Raw genomic sequence first — 1,676 nt, 5'->3', positions numbered from 1 at the left:
CGGCGTCGCCGCGCGAGCGAAGCGCATCGAAGCGCTGCTCGCGGGGCTGCTCGACACGCGCTGAAGTGCGCTGAGGCGCGCCGGCGCGTGTGGTGCTCAGACCAGATGCGGCAGACGCTTGTAGTACATCGCGGCCGCCTGCAACTGACCCTCGGCGCCATGGCAGTGATCGGGGATCTGACCGGCGCGCTGCCAGCCGAGATGGGCGAACACGGCTTCTGCCTGGGAGTCGGCGCAGGTCTCGAGCTGCAGCAGGAAGCGGCCTTGCGTCGCCGCCGCGCATTCCAGGCGCGACATCAGCTGTCCGGCCACGCCGCGGCTGCGTTCCTGGCTGTGCACCATCAGCCGTTGGACTTCCCCACGGTGGTGCGCATTGGCCAGCGGGCACAGCGACAGCTGGACGGCGCCCAGCAGGCGGCCCGGGCCTTCGGACTCGCAGGCGATCCACAGCATGTGGTGCTGGCCCAGCCGCGCGAAGACGCCATGCCAGTAGTCGAGCGCCTGGTAGCGCGACAGCGGGGCCAGGAAGCCCAGGGTGGCGCCGAGGTGGACGTTGTCGATCAGCAGGGTCGTCAGGGCGGGGAGCCACTGCAGGTCGCGGGAGGTCAGCTTGACGACCTCCATGGGTGCGCGCTGCAGGTGCTGCGACGCAGCGGCATCGCTGGCCAGCGGGGTGAGGGCGCGAGGGGCTCGGGCGTGGACGGCCGTGGGGCTGAGGGCGACATGCATGGCAGGAACTCCAGGTCTTGGTACGACGACGTCCCGACCCATCTCGTGGATGGCGGTGGGGACCTGGAAAACCCTGACGCAAACGTCATGCCAACCGGGCGCTTGCGCGCATCGACTGGGCGATTGCCGCGCGACGATGGCGCGACGCGGCGTTCAGGCCGGAACGGCCACGCTGAGTTCGGCTTCCAGCCCTGGTTCGGCGCACAGTCGCCCCTTGCCCTGGCGTTTGGCGGCGTACAACGCCGCTTCGGCGCGGTGCAGCAGGTCCTCGATGTTGCGATCGCCGTTGCGCAGCTTGGCCCAGCCGGCGGAGTAACCCAGCGTGAAGCCGAGTTCGCGCGGCGCGAGTTCGAGCAGCGCGTCCCGTTGCCGCCGGTCGAGCGCGGGCGGCCCGACCAGGTCGGAGCGTGCCATGAGCACGGCGAAGCGCTGGCCGTCGATGCGTGCGACGACGTCGCCCAGGCGCTTCTGCTCGTCCAGGCAGCGGCCGAAGAGGGCGAGGGCCTGATCGCCCTTGGCCTCGCCGTGCGTGGTGTTGATCGCCTTGCAGCCGTCGACGTCCATGACGATGAGCATCAGCGGTTCGCTGTAGCGGCGCGCCATCGAGATCATGTCCACCGAGCGCAGCTGGAACGCCCGCCGGTTGGACAGTCCGGTGGCCGGGTCGATCTGCGTGAGGCGGCGCAACTCGGCCTCGCTCTCGCCGCGCCAGGCCACGAGGATCGCGACCGCCGCGGCCAGCACGCAGACGTTGGCGACGACGGCGAACCCCATGTTGAGCGGATGCGGGGCGTCGAAACTGGGCAGGTTCGCCGTGTCGAAGCCGGCCAGGTAGGCGCGCGCCAGGTTGAGCACGGCCAGCAGGCCGAGGCTGACGGTGAACAGCAGCCGCCAGCGCAGGTTGCCGACCGGGCCGCGCTTGACGGGCTGCATCAGGCTGGCGCCGA

Annotated in this window: 2 protein-coding genes; both read right to left on the bottom strand. The window is 70.6% G+C overall.

Annotated elements, in window-relative coordinates; all coding sequences use genetic code 11:
* Window positions 1-96 precede the first annotated feature (96 nt).
* A complete protein-coding gene (locus VF536_RS07505) occupies window positions 97-729 on the bottom strand; it encodes a GNAT family N-acetyltransferase (RefSeq protein ID WP_331614191.1) in 633 nt (210 codons plus the stop codon).
* A gap of 153 nt (window positions 730-882) precedes the next feature.
* Window positions 883-1,676, bottom strand: a 794-nt coding sequence (locus VF536_RS07500) for a GGDEF domain-containing protein (RefSeq protein WP_331614190.1), incomplete at its 5' end; no start/stop codon positions are given.

It is taken from the genome of Roseateles sp. (assembly GCF_036486225.1).
GTDB lineage: Bacteria > Pseudomonadota > Gammaproteobacteria > Burkholderiales > Burkholderiaceae_C > Roseateles.
The sequence above is the reverse complement of the archived record's forward strand: the minus strand, read 5'-3'. Positions and strand labels throughout refer to the sequence as shown.

Bases quoted from the DNA above. Each gene is read 5' to 3' on its own strand.
- VF536_RS07505 (WP_331614191.1), bottom strand. From the start codon at position 729: ATGCATGTCGCCCTCAGCCCCACGGCCGTCCACGCCCGAGCCCCTCGC.